This window comes from Aquimarina sp. AU58 (assembly GCF_900312745.1).
GTDB classification, from domain to species: domain Bacteria; phylum Bacteroidota; class Bacteroidia; order Flavobacteriales; family Flavobacteriaceae; genus Aquimarina; species Aquimarina spinulae.
On record NZ_OMPD01000007.1, the window covers coordinates 203,804 to 221,253 of the forward strand.

The following is a 17,450-nucleotide window of genomic DNA, read 5'->3' on the forward strand; positions in this document are numbered from 1 at the left end:
CATCCTAAGTTATTAAGGAGACAACCAAAAAGGATGTCACTACTATCCCTTACACAGCTTCCATTCCAAAATTTTCTAATATTTTAGAAATATGCAGCTTTTCTTTTGTTATTGAAATTCTTCCAGAACGCACAAATTGCATTAAACCATAAGGTTCTAATTGATCATACAAAGCTTCAACATCTCTTCGTCGTCCTGTCTTTTCTAATACAAAAAACTCTGGAGTTACGGTAACAATATTAGCATTACTGTCCTTGATTACATTCTGGATTTTACGTTCCTCGAATAACAGTTTTGAAGCGATTTTAAACAAAGCCGTTTCCTGATAAATAGTCTCATCATCTTTATGATAAAAAGCTTTAATCACTTCTATTTGTTTTTCAATCTGCCCAATAATCTTTTTTACCTGTTCTTCAGTTATGTTCACCACGATTGTAAAACGAAATACATCCTTAATCTCTGATACCGAAGCTGTAAAACTTTCAAGATTGATATGACGTCTTAAAAATATTGCCGAAATCCTGTTCAACAACCCTATATTATTTTCAGTATATACTGATATGGTATAATTTTCTTTTTTCATTACTAGTATATTGTATCATTGCATAGATTCTAGCCAAAGTCTATACTAAGTGTAGACGAAGTGCCAGAATAACAAAAATTCTATTATTCTAATCTTATATCCGAAACTGATGCTCCTGTAGGAATCATCGGAAACACATTATTTTCTTTTTCAACACATACTTCTAAAAAATATGCTTCTTTTGATGCTATCATCTCTGCGATTGCTTCTTGTAAATTCTCTCTTTTGGTAACTCTGGTAGATTTGATATTATACCCTTCTGCTATTTTTACAAAATCTGGATTTACCATCTCTGTAGAAGCATATCGTTTATCAAAAAATAGTTGTTGCCATTGGCGTACCATTCCCAGGAAATCATTGTTTAGCACTACGATCTTTACTGGTACTTTGGTTTGGAAAATTGTACCCAACTCCTGTATTGTCATCTGGTATCCACCGTCTCCTATAATCGCTACTACTTCTCTATCCGGGACTCCCATTTTTGCACCGATCGCTGCGGGTAATGCAAATCCCATTGTACCTAAACCTCCAGAAGTAATATTACTCTTAGACTTATTAAACTCGGCATATCTACAAGCCATCATTTGGTGCTGTCCTACATCAGATACAATCACTGCATCTCCTTTGGTTTCTTCATTAATTCTTCTAAGCACTTCACCCATAGATAAGCCTTCATTACTAGGATACAATTCTTCTTTGATAACTTTATCATATTCTATTGCATCATAATCTCTAAACTCCTGTACCCATGAATCATGAGAATTTGATTGCACCATCGAAAGTATCTGTGCTAATGTATTTTTCACATTACCCATTACTGCAACATCTACTTTTACATTTTTATTTATCTCTGCCGGATCAATCTCAAAATGTATGATTTTGGCCTGCTTGGCATAGGTTTCTAAATTACCCGTAACTCTATCATCAAAACGCATTCCGATTGCCAGTAATAAATCACATTCGTTGGTCAGCTTATTTGGTCCGTAGTTACCATGCATACCAACCATTCCTACATTTAATGGGTGTGATGTTGGGAGTGCAGAAAGTCCTAAAATAGTCCATGCAGATGGGATTCCTGATTTCTCTATAAAATTTTTCAACTCTTCTTCTGCTTCTCCAAGGATTACTCCCTGGCCAAAGACAATCATCGGTTTTTTTGCTTTGTTTATCAGTTTTGCTGCCTGTTCCAAACTTTTTAGATCTGTTTCGGGTACAGGTTTATAACTACGTACACCTTTACATTTCTCATACGCAAAGTCTAATTCGCCAAACTGTGCGTCTTTTGTAATATCTATTAATACAGGGCCTGGTCGACCAGAGCGAGCAATATAAAAAGCTTTAGCTAATACAGCAGGAATATCTTCGGCCTTGGTAACCTGATGATTCCATTTTGTGATTGGTGTAGAGATTCCTATAATATCAGTTTCCTGAAACGCATCAGATCCCAGCAAGTGTGATCCAACCTGGCCTGTAATACATACCATAGGTGTAGAGTCTATTTGTGCATCTGCGATTCCCGTTACAAAATTAGTAGCTCCAGGTCCAGAAGTAGCAATAGCGACTCCAACTTTGCCGCTTGTTCTTGCATATCCCTGTGCTGCATGGGTTGCTCCTTGTTCATGTCTGGTTAATACATGATGCAATTGATCTCTATATTTGTATAGTTCATCATAGACCGGCATTATGGCTCCGCCGGGATATCCATAAATTAAATCTACTCCTTCTGCCAACAGACATCGAATTACTGCCTCTGCACCAGTCATACGTTTTGTTGATATTTTGGTTTCTTTTTTTAACGTTTGCGTTTGTGTTTCCATACACTCTTATTTTAGAGGCTAGACTTTTAGAAACTAGAGTCTAGACTTTTTTAGATCCTGATCTTCATCAGAATGATAATTTATCGTTTAATCAGCATCAAATGCTGTACTTTTTTAGATTCCAGCCTTCGCTGGAATGACAATTTATTTGAAACCAATGCTTCGCATTGGAGTATTTTTAGAATTCATCGGTTACACATCCCTGTGATGCAGAGGATACTGTATGTGCGTATTTGTACAGCACTCCTTTCTTGAACTTTAATGCGGGTTGAACCCAGGAAGCTTTTCTTTTTTCGATCTCAGCTTCACTAATATCTACAGTAATCGAATTGGTCTCTGCATCAATAGTAATAACATCTCCATCTTGTACTAAAGCAATCAAACCTCCTTCTTGTGCTTCAGGTGTGATATGTCCAACAACAAATCCATGTGTTCCTCCAGAAAATCTTCCATCTGTAATTAAGGCTACGTCTTTACCTAAACCAGCTCCCATAATAGCAGCAGTAGGCTTCAACATTTCTGGCATTCCTGGTCCTCCTTTTGGTCCTTCATACCTTATGACGACTACATCTCCTTTTTCTACTTTTCCATCTCTAATACCATCATTAGCATCATACTCTCCATCAAAAACTTTGGCTTTTCCTTGAAAACGCAATCCTTCTTTACCTGTGATTTTTGCAACACATCCATCTTCAGATAGGTTACCAAACATGATTCTAAGGTGTCCTGTTGATTTAATTGGATTCTCTAAAGGCTTGATAACATCCTGTCCTTCTGCAAGATCAGGAACGTCTAATAGATTTTCTGCAATTGTTTTTCCGGTAACGGTTAAACAATCTCCGTGTAGTAATCCTTTCTTTAAAAGGTATTTTAATACCGCAGGAATTCCTCCAACTTCATGCACATCTTCCATCAGGTATTTTCCGCTTGGTTTAAGGTCTGCCAAAAACGGAGTTTCATCACTAATTCTCTGAAAATCTGCTAATGTGAACTCTACATCTGCAGCCCTGGCAATTGCCAAAAAGTGTAATACGGCATTCGTAGAACCCCCAAGTACAGTAACTAATCGTATTGCATTTTCGAGTGATTTTTTGGTTACTATATCTTTAGGTTTGATATCCTTTTCTAATAATGTTCGCATAGCGCGACCTGCCTGGATACTTTCTTCCTCTTTATGTTTACTTATTGCAGGATTCGAAGAATTATAGGGTAATGACATTCCTAATGCTTCGATTGCCGAGGCCATAGTATTAGCAGTATACATTCCTCCACAAGCTCCTGCTCCCGGACATGCTTTTTCTATGACACTTTTATATTCTGATTGGGATATTGTACCGGCTACTTTTTCTCCCCAGGCTTCAAAAGCAGAAACTACATCCAATTTTTTACCTTCATGACATCCAGATGCTATGGTTCCTCCATAAACTAAAATCGAAGGGCGGTCTAATCGAAGCATTGCCATTAATGCCCCTGGCATATTTTTATCGCAACCAACAACAGTTACCATACCATCATAAGACATTGCCTGTACCACAGTCTCCATCGAATCTGCAATTACATCACGAGATGGTAATGAAAAACGCATTCCTGGTGTTCCCATAGAAATCCCATCGCTTACTCCAATAGTATTAAATATGAGCCCGACGACATCTTCTTCTACTGTTCCTTGTTTTACCAATTTAGCAAGATCATTAAGGTGCATGTTACATGGGTTCCCTTCATAACCTGTACTGGCGATTCCGACTAATGGTTTATTAAAATCCTCATCGGTTAAACCAATTGCGTGAAGCATTGCCTGTGCGGCAGGTTGCGTGTCATCTTGAGTGACTTGTTTACTATACTTATTGATGCTCATTTCTTTTTTGAATATCAGTTTTTACGAATTATTTAAAATTTTAACTTTTACCCTATGATGTATGCATTAGATTGAATAAACCACAGTATAAAATTATTTTGTTGTAGCTAAACATGTGTACATTATTCAATATCCTTACAATATCCAATAGCCTTTTTACACACACTAACAGTTGATTTACAGTATTTTATGTTTTTATAATTTACAATCACTATTTGATAATTTTATTTAAATATTCTTTATACATCAAAAAAAACTCCCTTCATTTCTGAAGGGAGTCTGTATTTATTTATATACAATAATGTCCCTTCATCATGGTGAAATAATCACAATAATGACAATGACATTACTAATTATGTTGCTAAATATTCTCATTTCTATTGTATATACTTTATTTTAGATTATAATCTTAAATCTTTTATATAAAAAAATCCCTTTACTCGAGTAAAGGGATTTTAATATCTTATAGTATAGTATTAATACATCCCTTATCGAGGTGAAATAATCACCTCAATAATAATGACTGTATTAATATTTATGTTTCTAGTATTCATTTATGTGGTCAAATATAGGAAAATATTTTTTTGAAATACAAATACTAAATTAGTTTTTTAAATAAACTCGTCTTGACTTTTTTTGATTCAACCGAAAAAAGCCTCTATTCTCTAAGCGTTTTCAGGGAAAACCAAAAAAATATTTTTGTAAAGATTAATTAAAAAAAAGACCTTCCATTAAAATGAAAGGTCCTATTTTTTTTAGAATCCTGAATTCTTATTACTTAGAATCCAATTTTATATTAAAACTTAACAAGCCTTAAGGTTTCTATATGTTTATTGGCTTGTATTTTTACAAAATAATTCCCAGAGGATTTTATTTGATCTCCTAATCGTATTGTACCTGGATTTTTACTATACTTTTTATGGATCAATTCTTTTCCTAATAAGTTATATACGATTATTGTAAATGTATCACTTTCCAATCTTGATACATCTATGGTAACAGTTTCTTCAAATGGATTAGGGTATATACTAACCTTATTTTCTGAAGTTCTCTCTTTTTGTCTAGTCGGTCTTTTTGTAAGTAAACCTTGACCAGCTGTAGTATTATATGCATAATCCATGATTGTATATGACAATCCATCACTGGCTACAGTAGCATAAAACCATCCATAGTGTGTGTTCCCTCCTATTTTAAAGGTAAACCCTATATAACCAGATTTACTTCTCCAATCTGTATATGAAGATGAACTTACCACAAAACTATTAGAATTGGCAACAAAATTACTGGCTGCACCAACCTCGATTCCTTCTCCGATAAATGTGACATTACTAGTTGTTCCTTCACAAACAACATTTTTTCCATAGCTCACTAATCGAAGTGAATTATTAGTGAACCATGCTCCAAAATCATTATCATCACCAACTTCTATTCTAAAGAAATTCCAGGTACTTGAAGAGCTTGTTGTTTCGTCACTCATATCTACATACACCACAGTTCCATTAGTAGCACAAGGGCTACAAGATCCTCCACAATCAACTCCGGTTTCATTACCATTCTGAATTCCATCAGTACAGGTTGGTGTAGTTGTACCTCCAATTCTTATGGTATAATCCTCTACTTCGCCCAAATAAGTATCAGTACCACAAGGTGTTATTTTTGCTTCAGACCCATATCCAACTCGAACTCTCATTCGCAACGAAGTATTAGAAATTGCTCCAGAAGGAGGAGTAATATTAGCCGTATAAGGACCCGCACCATATCTGGAATACACCAACTCTCCAGCATCAGTAAAATCTCCATTATTATTCCAGTCAATCCATACGCCTACCGCATTATATGTCCAGGTATTATTATTCATGGTTATCGTTAATGCCGTTGCTTGACCATTAGTAAGGTTTGTAGACTGATTGGTAAAATCATTATATGCAGCATTTGTGGAACTATTATTTATAGATCCTAAGCTAACATTGGTAATGTGTAAGGTAGCATTTTGAGTGGTCGAAGCTACACAGTAGGTTACATTTGTATTACAAGGGTTACAATCAGGCCCGCCACAATCTACTCCGGTTTCATTACCATTCTGAATGCCGTCGTTACATGTTGGGTCTACTGTACAAGGGTCACAATCAGGCCCACCACAATCTACACCAGTTTCATTACCATTTTGAATCCCATCAGTACAGGTTGGATTCGAACTTCCACCTTTAATGAACACAAAATAATCTTCTACTTCATCACCATTAGTTCTTGCTGTTCCACAAGGCTCAGGGGCAGTATGTATTTTATAACGTACTCTTAATCTGGTCGCGCCACTTTTTGCGGTATTAGGAACTACAACAGTTGTTGTTACACCACCCGCACCATTGGTTTTCAATAAAACTTCTTCACCTGCATCTGTAAAATCTCCATCTTTATTCCAATCAATCCAAGCTCCAAAATAATTAGGATCCCAGAAATCGATTCCTGGATTAACGGTTAAAGCAACAGACTCGCCTTTAGTAATGTTGGTTCCCAGGTTAGTAAAATCAGAATACCCACCATTTCCACTTTTATTATTGATAGCTCCAAAGACAACTTCATCTATATAATTATTACCTTGATAACCCGCAGCACAATAATTTGTAGGCATAGGATCCAAATTTCCATTGGTAATACTAAAATTAGCATTGGTAACATCGAAAAAGATATGATTCGTACCTCTTACCATAATTCTATTTACACCTCCTTCATTGTCTGGTATTGTAATTTGTTGAGAACCATCGTTAGGTACTGCAGAAGCTAATGTTATTGGGTATGTATTTCCACCATCTGTAGATAACAAAATATCAACAGTTGCTGCATTTACCCCATTTCCTGTGGTTCCTGCTACGTTCCAGGTTACTGTTTGCGTAGAGCCTATAGGCGCATCAAACCTAGTGTTTTGAGAAGTAATCACAAAAGGACCGGCAGTTCCACTTACCGTAATAACAGCATCCTTAGAATCTGTATTACCTCCTCCCGGATGATTATCCCTTACGGTGAATCTAAAATTCATAGTTCTGGAAACAGAAGGTGTTACCTCCCATTCAGAAGAAGCATTTCCAGCTTTTATGGTAGAAAGGTCAGGCATATAACGATTTGGAGAGGATGAAGGAGGTTTATAACGGAATACAGGACCGCTAGTTGACGTAGCACGAGGAGGCATCGGAGCTATTTCTTTATCCATTTGGTTCCAGGTATATGTTAGTTGGCTGGAGGCTGTATTAGGATCAGTAGCTGATCCTTCTAATATAAATGGAGTAGATCTTGGAATCGTATAATTACCTCCTATACTAGCTACTGGCGCACTATTACCTATTGATCTTAGGGTAGCACAACTTTCAATGCTTACAATATGATTCCACATTTCATCTATTTGTTTCGCATGAAAAAAAACATATTGCGTATTTTCTGTATTAGGAGCACAACCTGTATATGCCATGATAGTATTACCTCCTCCTGGTTCAACAGCACCTTCGTCAAGACGATTACCCCCACAGGAGTTGTTAAACGAATGGTTAGCACCGAATTGATGGCCTATTTCATGAACGAATGTGCGATAGAAATAATCTGCGACAGATGTGAAAGGATGTGCACCAGTAGCTCCCTGGGCTTTTTTACTATCATCACACACAGCTCTTAAAGCTCCACGTCCAGTCCCATCTGAATCTAAAACATGGCCAATATCATAGTTAGCATTGCCAATTGCGGCATCAAGAACACCTTGACCTTCATTTACCGATATTGAAGTATTACCATGGGTAATACCATCAGTTGCTCCATCAAGAAAAATGGAATTCTCAATATTAGATACTAATTCAAACGTAGTTCCAAGATCTCTTTCATAAACCGCATTCACTCTGGTCATCAGTGCATTCAACTCGGCAAGTACTGCGGCTTTCCTTTGTTGAGTTGAACCATTTGAAACGCCTGCCTTATCAGTATAAATTTTAGACAATTCTCCTGTTACTGCTATCGCCATTCGGTAGACTCTAACGCGACCATCATTAGCGTCTTTTCTTGCTTTTTTTGATTTTTCAGCTTGCTTTGTACTTTTTTCTAAAAAAGGTCCGACTGCATTATCAATTATTTGACAGTTAATTGGTTCTGATCCATCCGTTTTTGAAGTAACCATATACGTTTTACTAGTACTAGTAGAAGGTTTGATATTCATTATTGTAGCATCAGGTTTCACAATCATAGCTCTAAAGTTATTATGCCCCAAACTAAAATGTACTACTTCGTTTTCTCCATTAACAGATGTACCAACATACGATTTAATATCCGGGAATTTTTTGGCTAAATCCGGATGCAAAACACTCGTTTCCTTTACACGGTATTTTTTAAATCTTCCGTCTTCAGTTGGAAGTATGATAATGACATTTGATTTTCCAAATGAATTGAACCTTTTTGGACAGTGAGACAAAACTTCTTTTAGTTTTTCAACACTAAGATGATATGTATTTTGGTGTGAAGTTTCTTTATTATTCTTTATGGAAGAAATGTTTTTGTTTTCAATTGGGCTACTATTTTTTTTCCAAAAATTATTGGTTTGTGAAAATCCAAATTGGAAAACAAATAAGCCTACAAATAAGACAAGTTGATTTTTCATGATTTAATTTTTAATAGTTAATGAAGTTGTTGATAAATGGGAATCAACACCTTTTGCTGAAGCAAGCAATGAATTGGAAAACTCACTGTAGCTTTTAGCAACAATATTTTCGTTGAATAGCACACATACTGCCATTCTTTTTTTGAATACATCCTAAGATGTATTCTTTACTAGTGATTTTTGTGAATTCATAACCTAAGTTTAATGGTGATTAAAAAAATTGAAGAATTTAAACAACCCTTCTTGATTTGATTTCAAGGGGGATTGTATTAGATTAAAACCACTCGTTATGTTCTATACCTTACTGCTAAGGTCGAAAATAAATAGTTCTATTTCAGTTAAGGATTATTCGACTATCACTCTTACTGAATCTGTTCATTTTCCTAGCGTAACAGTTACCAAATACAGTCCTGCACTTAATTGATTTGCATTAAACTGAACTGTTTTGGTTTCCTTCTTTTAATGTACTAAACTCTGCTGCTTTGCCTGGGTTCTGTTTTTCAGTAAGGCTTGTTTTCGAAGTATTTTTTCAAATTCTTTAGCTTTTTCAAAAGCCTCTGGACTCTGTTCGTAGTATTCTTGCTGAGTTTCCTCGAATGAGCAACTCTTTTCTTTTTGGTGTTGACCCATAATCGGCCAAATTATCAACCCCATTAGAATCGATAAAAACGTGTTTGTTGTTTTCATTAGATAGTTAAGTTTTGTGTTAGTGCACAAAATTAATGCTATTCTAACCCTCTGAAATATACTATACTAGCAACACTTAATACTATCTTACCCAGAATAGCATTTATTTTAATATTTTAACATTTAAAATCAAATATTACCTAAGGAAAATTGTGTTTTAATACATTTTCGTCAATTTAAATGTTAATTAATTTAATAATCATCACAAAAAACTCATACTCCTCTTTATACTTCCTAATACCCAAAAAAGTTATACGAAATGAAATCTACTTTTCGAAACAAAAAAAACACTCGACAAGGCCCAGGAAGGCAAAGTTTTTGGCGAAATCGTTTGGTAACGTCATAGAAATCTGACTAACGTAAATTTTCTTATATAGACCTCACGCTATCCGAATATTTTGTTTTCTCACAAAAACCTAATCTCGATAGGCTCACTGAGCCTTTTGGTATACTCAGGATAAACCTGTCGAAGTGCATTTTTTTCATTATCATTTCAAAAAATCACTCGATTTGACGGTTTTTGGTTTTCAAAACAAAGACACCCTCTTCTCCACAAATGGATCCCAGTCCCGTTCTCCAACGGGATGACAGGTTGCTGGAATGGCAAAAAAATAACGAATACACGTATAATTCACTAAAAACAAATAACTTATACTGTAGTATAGATTTTTCACCAAGTAATTAGATGCGCTTTGCTAGCTTTTCAAAACAGAGATACCTTCTTCTCCACAAATGGATCCCAGTCTACACTGGGATTGGTTCAACCAGCCATTTTGAATGCGCTTTACAAGCTTTTCAAAACAGGGATACCTTCTTCTCCACAAATGGATCCCAGTCTACACTGGGATTGGTTCAACCAGCCATTTTGAATGCGCTTTACAAGCTTTTCAAAATGGGGTTTCACTCAATCTTAAAAAGTTTATTTTTCATGCAATAGATCACCAGGCCTACTCTGGTTTTTACTTCTAACTTCTTAAAAACCGTTTCTCTATAATTCTCTATTGTTTTAGGACTCAATCCCATTTCTCCGGCGATACTCCTATAGGTAAGTTCTGAACATGCGTATTTTAAAAATACTCGTTCCTTATCGGTTAATTTCTCCTGTAGGTTTTTACTACCTCCGGCTTCTTCAGAATTACGTAACGCTGTTTCTATCTTACCCGAATAATAAAACCCTTGTTCTATCACCATCTTCATGGCAAATTCAAAATTTTCGGGATGTATATCTTTTAACAAGTACCCTTTGGCTCCCGCCCTAAGCATTCTAATAATGGTTTCTTCGTCATCCTCCATTGTTAGTGCCAGCACTTTTTGATCTGGTCGATTTTCTTTAAGCCATTGCATCGTTTGCACACCATCCATCACAGGCATTTTTACATCCAAAAGAATAAGATCTGGTGTCTTTCTTTTATGTAAATAATATTGCGTAAGCTCTTTTCCGTTTTTTAGAATAGCCAACACCTCATATTCCTCAAGTTTAGATATTAAACTTTCTAGTGATTGTGCAAATAAGAGATGATCATCGACAATAACTATAGTCTTCTTCTTCATCTGTTTTTTTTTTATTATTTATTAATTGTCAGATCAAATTCGCCATTATATATTTTGGATGGTATCGATATTAGTTAAGAATGGCTCCTTTTACCTGTATTACTTTTTGTGATAATTACCTCTTTTTCAAATATTTAAATTTTATAAGTATCTACATTGAAGCATCGCTTCTTATTTAAGAACTCATCTTAAGTAATGTTTTTCGCCTACAAAATTCACATTTTCTACCCTAATTTTGCTATTTTTTTTCAACGTAGCTAAGGCTATGCTGAAAAAAATTAACTTCATTATCGCACAAAAGCCAAACTTTTCGGCTTAAAACCACTACTCAAGATGAGTTCTAATACAAATGTATTAAATCAATCGTTAAGTTGTATAGGATATGACAAAGTAAGCAAAACTCCTTTTCCTGGCGAAGATGTATAATCCAGCTTTGCTTTTACCAGAGATGCACGGCTTTTCATATTTAATAAACCAGAATTTGCCTGAACTGATTTTGGATCAAACCCAACGCCATCATCCTGAACTCTAATATTGAGTGTCTCTGGAGTATATTCTAAAACTACTTCGAGGTTTGTAGCCTCTGCATGTTTTATGGTATTAGAGAAAAATTCCTGAATGATACGATATAAGATAATCTCATCTTTAGGGTTTATATATTCTTCTTCTCCTTTTACAGTAAGTGAAGGTGTTAAAAAATTAAGTTTTTCAAAACGTTTGAGTTCTACATTAATAGATTTCTCTAGTCCTACATTTTGAATCACTTCATGATTTAGAGTTTTGGATAAGGTTCGTATTTCTTGCAGGCTGTCACCCACTAGTTTCCTAACATCTTGTAGTGATTCTGACGCTGTATCATCTATGGTAGCTCCCATAATATTAATTTGCATCACTGCAGTCGATAGCAATTGCCCAATATTATCATGCAGCTCCCAGCTTACATTTTTAAGTGCCTGTTCCTGTATCTCTATACGAGACTTAAAGATCTCATCTTCAAAACGTTGTTCTGCCCTAAATTTATCAAGAAGTAGTTTATTTTTTCGACGCTGAAATGCCACGAAGAATATGATACCAAATACTACAAAAAATAGAATAATAATGGTAAAATAGATTATTAATAAGATTTGTTCTTTCGCGAGCATAAAACAAGACCAATGGTAAAGCAAGTATACATAAAAATAATAGCGCTATATAATATTATTTGACGAATTTCTACAAAATAAGAACTAATTGAATTACTGTAATAACTTGAATATATAAAAAGAGGAGTAACACATAAATGAAATACCGAAGCTCCTATAGCAACATAAAAGACTAAATCTTTACTAAATTCTAGAATTTTTTCACTTCTTAGCATTTCAAAAAAATAAAAAAATACACTTATTAATATTATAAAAGTGCCTATAATCATCAGAAATGAAGTATGCACCGTAAAAAAAACATCAGTAAATAGAAAATCTAAAACAGAAGAAATCAAAAACAAAATTGCCAGTATACTAAGAATTTTTCGAAATTTATCGCTCTTCAAATAACCTCTAAAATACAACACAAAAAATAATATACTTATTACAGTATAAGTATTATACAACCATGCATTTTTAGCCAAAAACGTGTCTTTCAAAAATGATAATTCCTCAAACTTAAGAATAAGTTTAGGTAGGTTCCCCGCTATATCTACTATAAAACTTAAACATAAATAATATACAAAATACCGTGTTAATACATCAACACGGTATCTTATCATGCAAATTACACCGACAAGTGCAGCAATAAATTCAGAAACCTGAAAGCTTATCTCAAGTAATTTCATTAATAAATAACTGGAGGATTTCCACTATTACCATGGTTATAAGGCTCAATCCCGTAATTATTCGGTGCACTATCACCGCCTTTACCCATCTCACCTGCAGGTGCTCCTGTTGGTGCTAAAAAGATAGTTGAATACCCTTTCTTATTTTTACATTTAGATTCAGGATACGCACCAAAATACATTCGAATCCCGGGATTATCAATCCCCTGTTTTTTAGATTTTTTCTTTACATACTTAAGATATTGTTGTAATTCCTCAACACTCCAATGAAATTCTCGAGTATCCTCAAATCCTATACATTTATCTATTTCTGGTGTTCGGGTACAACACCATACATGTTGCAACTCTCTAGCTTCTTCTTCGGTAATGCATCCGGCGGGTCTTTTTTTTCCTTTTTTTGGTAATTCTTTTCCCATAACGTTATATTATTTTTAGATTAAATTAGGTTAGATTGATGCTAATATATCCAAAAAACATGCAGCAAAGCAAATACACCCTACCTTAAATTCAAAAACCACACAACACCTAAACAGCATCAAACCACTGTATTTCAACACCCTAAATCACTAAAAAAAAATCCAAAAAATATTACAAGGGGTATTTACCCCTACTACTAAAAGGGTGTTTTCCCCCTATTGGGAAATGAATTGAGGTTAATCCCTATTTTAGTTTATCCCAAAGAGGATTACGGTTGAATTTTATGTTGAGTGTAGACGAGATACGGGAATAATCAATCCTTCGACAGGCTTGTCCTGAGTTTATCGAAGGGCTCAGGATGACAAAACAAGTTCTAGGTGATATACATTTTAAATTATCGAACATTTTTTATTTTTCTCTGATACCAGAGTACACCTACACAGAGCAATATCAATACCCCTAATCCTATGCACCAATACAACATCGTATACTCTTTAAAAGGAATTGGAGACGAGTCCCCAACCAAATAGAATCCTCCCCAATAAAAGGGATCTGTTCGATTGATATGTGCCGTATTGAGATATTGTATCTTAGCTTGCTGTAATGCTTTGGCTTTATGCATTCCTGCTTTAAGATTGGTGTAAAAATACTTCATCAATTCTGGAGTGGTTTGATCGGATATTTCCCAACTACTCAACAATAAACTTTTGGTTCCTGCATATTGAAAAGCATTACCCAGGCTCATAATACCTTCTCCCTGGGCTATTTTCCCTGATCCAGTGTTACATGCACTAAGCACAGTGAGTTCTGCAGGGATATTCATTGCAAACAACTCATGGCTATACAGATAACTATCCTCTATACTATCATTACCTTTGGTAAATAGGAGTTTAGAATTTTCGGGATGTTCGTTATCTACATCACCATGCAATGCCAAATGTAAGATGTTATATTGACTGGCATTTTTCTTAAAATTAGCCTCTATCGCTTGTGACCCGAAATAATATTGCCCATCGATAATATCTGAGATTGCTTTGATCTCTTTACGGGTTCCCGGCAAATCATAATTAGTAGCTCTTAGTGCAGCAAGGCTCATTGTATTTGTATCTATAATCTCACCATCAGAAAAAGAAAACGCAAGGCACTCTTGTCGTTTTTTGGATTGCAAATCACTTTTAAAAGGAGCAAACAACAAATTCGCAGAACTGGCATAGCTTATCGCATATTCTCTAAGGAGGTAGGATAGCGCTTTAGGATCGTATGATAGATCATTTTGAGTGAGCAACAAATCAAAATTAAGATGCCATAACGAACCATCGGGAATAACAATAAGTTGATTTCCTTTTATTTGATCTTTAACAGGTGCTATTAATTGATTGTACAATGCATGAGAAATCGTTTTAAATACTATCGTATTTTTAGCAACAATAGCAGCTCTTAGCGCTTCAACATTCTTGTTGAGTTCTGGGGTGAGTAACGTCGTTACTTTTATCTCTTTTTTAGAAATCGTAAATGCATAGGTACTGCTATCTGACACAAAAAACTCCAACAATGTAGTATTCTCATTTAATTTTTCCTGGATATCAGCAACAGATATAATCTTGTTTTGATGTTTTAACTGGTAATATTTAGGGTAGTTTTTTTCTATAACCTGAGCAAGAGAATCTTGTTTTCTATCGAGATCAAATAATTTATTTTCATAGGTTGTTATTTTAGCAGTATCCACAATCTGTTTGGATCGCTCTTGTATCCTCTCTGAAATATAAAAAGAACGTTCTGATTTTAGATGTTGCTCTAAATCGAGGATTGTTTTTGGTAAACCAGCAAAGCTCTTTGCATTAGACTCTGCTAATAACTCTTTTAAGGTATTGGCTTTACTTCTTTCGGCATAATTAAAAGCCTGGTGTAACGACTCTTTTTTTTGATCAATTTGATGATATAACAATTGCGTTTCTATAGCCCCTGCATATACTTTTTGAGTTTGTTTAGCAAAAGCAATTTTATCCTGATACGTATGCAATGATTCTCGTATACCTTGCATTAAATTATCTGCTTTTTGACACACAACTATACTTTCTTTAAGATCACTTTGGTTATTATTAACACTAGCCTGTTTTTGCAATACCCTGGCTTTACCATAAAAAGTAGTTAATAAGACATTTAAATCCATATAATCTCCTGGATTCAAACTATCCCTATCACTGCTTTTTACATCAGGGTTGGTGTTGGCCACAATTGCTTTTTCATAATATTCTATCGCCTTTTTATAGTGCTTGGTTTGATGATATACATCCGCAATCTGGTTATACGATTTTGCCGTTCTGGGATGATGATAACCATCGGTTCGAAGCCTGATCACTATACTTTTTTGTAAAAACTTCAGAGCTTTTTTATACTCTTTTTGTTCTGTATACACCCTAGCAATAGCGTTATACATATCACAAGTGTAATAGTGAATTTCTCCAAATAATCGTTTTTGAATTTTTAACGCTTTTTGATAATAACTTAAAGCTGTTGTATATTCTTTTTTAATTATATAAATATCACCAATGTCATGATATGAAGCAGAAGTATCAGAATGATATCCCCCTTTTGTATCGATTCGTATAGCTAGCGCCTTTTGATAGTAACTTAACGCCAGATCATATTCTCTTTTGGCTTTACAAACATTAGCTATGTTATTATATGTACGTGCTACAGCACCATGGTTTTCACCCAATGTGTTTATATAGTTGCTTATTGCTTTTTTATAATATGGCATAGCTTTATCATATTCACCTTTAAATTGATAGATGAGACCAATATTATTATAACTAACTCCAATATACGAATGTTGTCTTGAGTATATTTTTAATTTAATTGTTAAGGATTTTTGATTATTTTTAAGAGATTGATCATACTTTCCGGCTTTAAAATTTATATTACCAATCGCAGTATATATACTTGCTATTCTAGTATGTGTTTTTCCCAATTTCTGAATGAGAACAATTAATGTTTTATTAAAGTATTCTAAAGCTAATTTTTCTTTTCTTTTATATCTATAAATAACTCCTATACTTTTATAACAAAGTGCTACATCAGGATGATATTCTCCAAAAATATTAACCATAATGGCTAATGCTTTTTCTTGGTATTCCAGAGCGCTATCGTATTCATCTTGATAGGTAAGAACATTTCCTATATGATTATAACACAGAGCTACTTCGGGGCTATTTTCTCCAAAAACAGAAGTTCTTATTTTCAGCGCTTTTTGGTAATTCTCTAAAGCTTGATCATATTTTCCCAGATGATAATAAGTCGTCCCTATATCGATATAACTATCAGCTATTTTTTGATGTTTTTTACCAAAAGTGGCTATTCTAATCGTTAGGGCTTTTTTGTATTGTTCCATTGCCTGATCATATTGTGCCAACACATGATGAACAGTTCCTATATTATGATAACAGTCTGCCACACGATGGTCTTTATTCCCAAAGGCATCCCTCTGAATTACCAAAGCCTTTTGATAACACTCCATCACTTCTTCATATTGATCTTGTTGCTTAAGAATATGCCCGATATCATTATAGGAATATGCTACCTGAGGGTGGTTGTCACCAAAAATTTTTAATCGTATAGCCAATGCCCTTTTGGCATATACCATTGATTGATCAAAATTATAATTGGCCTTGTGAGCTTTTGAAATTTTATCACTACAATCGGCTACTCTTTGTTGAGTATTTGATTGATTATATATTGCTAATGCTTTCTCGAAATACACCAATGCACTATCTTGTTTTCTATCGACCAACCACTCTTCTCCTTTCGAGTAGTACCGAGCAGCAATGATGGTATCTTGTGTAGATTGTGAATGAATGGTACCTCTTGAGATCAAACAAAGAATCAGAAATACAATTTTGACAGGAAATAGGAATTTAAAAAAGCGCATAAGAATACTCATGTTCAAGCAATTACAAAACAGAATTAGATATAACAAAATTCACATCAGCTAAAGTGATTTTCGATAGACTCAACAGAACTATCAAAAAACCTAATTTCGATACAATTTTTCTCCGTGTCACTATGAAAAATTACTCAATTTGACGGTTTTTTGAAATTAA

General features: G+C 34.6%; 9 protein-coding genes. All 9 read right to left on the minus strand.

All coding sequences use genetic code 11. The features are described 5' to 3' along the window. Positions 1 to 49 precede the first annotated feature (49 nt). Positions 50 to 583, minus strand: coding sequence for an acetolactate synthase small subunit (ilvN, locus tag DK441_RS03385; RefSeq protein ID WP_074409252.1), 534 nt, complete (start codon positions 581 to 583; stop codon positions 50 to 52). An 83-nt stretch (positions 584 to 666) separates the two neighbouring features. Next, positions 667 to 2,400, minus strand: a complete 1,734-nt coding sequence (gene ilvB, locus DK441_RS03390) for a biosynthetic-type acetolactate synthase large subunit (protein ID WP_109097483.1) — start codon at positions 2,398 to 2,400, stop codon at positions 667 to 669. A gap of 178 nt (positions 2,401 to 2,578) precedes the next feature. Next, on the minus strand, positions 2,579 to 4,255 hold the full coding sequence (ilvD, locus tag DK441_RS03395; RefSeq protein WP_109097484.1) for a dihydroxy-acid dehydratase: 1,677 nt from the start codon (positions 4,253 to 4,255) through the stop codon (positions 2,579 to 2,581). Between the two features lie 796 nt (positions 4,256 to 5,051). Next, positions 5,052 to 8,885: a GEVED domain-containing protein gene (locus DK441_RS03400; RefSeq protein ID WP_109097485.1), complete on the minus strand. Its 3,834-nt coding sequence runs from the start codon at positions 8,883 to 8,885 to the stop codon at positions 5,052 to 5,054. Positions 8,886 to 9,344: 459 nt separating this feature from the next. Beyond that, positions 9,345 to 9,572, minus strand: coding sequence for a hypothetical protein (locus DK441_RS03405; RefSeq protein WP_109097486.1), 228 nt, complete (start codon positions 9,570 to 9,572; stop codon positions 9,345 to 9,347). Between the two features lie 900 nt (positions 9,573 to 10,472). Next, positions 10,473 to 11,123: a response regulator transcription factor gene (locus tag DK441_RS03410; RefSeq protein ID WP_074409257.1), complete on the minus strand. Its 651-nt coding sequence runs from the start codon at positions 11,121 to 11,123 to the stop codon at positions 10,473 to 10,475. 359 nt (positions 11,124 to 11,482) lie between these two features. Continuing rightward, positions 11,483 to 12,265 (minus strand): sensor histidine kinase, encoded by a 783-nt coding sequence (locus DK441_RS03415; RefSeq protein ID WP_109097487.1) that lies wholly within the window; start codon positions 12,263 to 12,265, stop codon positions 11,483 to 11,485. 667 nt (positions 12,266 to 12,932) lie between these two features. Continuing rightward, positions 12,933 to 13,349, minus strand: coding sequence for a hypothetical protein (locus tag DK441_RS03425; RefSeq protein ID WP_109097489.1), 417 nt, complete (start codon positions 13,347 to 13,349; stop codon positions 12,933 to 12,935). 395 nt (positions 13,350 to 13,744) lie between these two features. Next, positions 13,745 to 17,278, minus strand: coding sequence for a tetratricopeptide repeat protein (locus DK441_RS03430; RefSeq protein WP_160111942.1), 3,534 nt, complete (start codon positions 17,276 to 17,278; stop codon positions 13,745 to 13,747). Positions 17,279 to 17,450: the final 172 nt, after the last annotated feature.